The organism is Psychrobacter sp. 1U2 (assembly GCF_051847575.1).
On sequence record NZ_JBPYDC010000890.1, the window covers coordinates 1 to 787 of the forward strand.

At 41.9% G+C, this 787-nt stretch carries 2 protein-coding genes; both read right to left on the reverse strand.

Features of this window, described 5'->3' with window-relative positions; translation table 11 throughout:
* Nucleotides 1–568, reverse strand: a 568-nt coding sequence (locus ACS8FD_RS19370) for a dihydrofolate reductase (protein WP_439277059.1), incomplete at its 3' end; no start/stop codon positions are given.
* Between the two features lie 57 nt (nucleotides 569–625).
* Nucleotides 626–787: thymidylate synthase (locus tag ACS8FD_RS19375; protein WP_439277060.1), on the reverse strand; the 162-nt coding region annotated here is incomplete at its 5' end.

Here is a 787-nt window from a genome sequence, read left to right on the forward strand (position 1 = left end):
TAGCTTCTTTTTTTAAATAAGTCGCAAATCTAAAATCTAACCCACTTTTTTCATCATGCTCTTGAGCAGATTCTGCAGATATTTCAAAATCGCTTGGCAGCTTAGGATAGAAGGCGTCACAGTCGGCAATTTCGATATCGACATAAGTCAGCTCAATACGATCGGTATACATGAATGCATCACTAAACACGCGCTCGCCGCCTATTACCCAAATTGTGTCAAGATGGGCACCATGTGCAAGGCTCGCCGCTTGCGTTAGAGCATCATCTAAATTATGCACGACGTAAACATTATCTTTACCCACCAGCCCTTTTTTCTCAGCGTAATCTAGTTGCGTCGTAATGATAAAGCTGACACGCTTCGGCAATGGTTTGCTATTCATCGACTCAAAAGTCTTACGACCCATGATGACGATACCTTGAACAGCACCATCATTTGCTTTGGTCGTCATCTTCTTAAAATGCTGCAAATCTGCTGAGATATGCCACGGCAGCTCATTATCTTTGCCGATACAGCGATTGCTACCGATAGCGACGATTTGGGCAACTTCAGTATGGGCATAACTCATAACGTGTCCTTATTGTTTTCATCAAAATAAAGTAAAACCAGTTTTAGTATGGATAAACTATACCGCAACTTTTGCTTTGATAGTAGGATGGGATTCATAGCCATTGACAGTAATATCTTCGTATTTAAATGCGAAAATATCATCGACATCAGGGTTAAGCGTTAATGTCGGTAGTGCATAACACTCGCGTGTCAGTTGCAGCTCGACTTGCTCACGGTG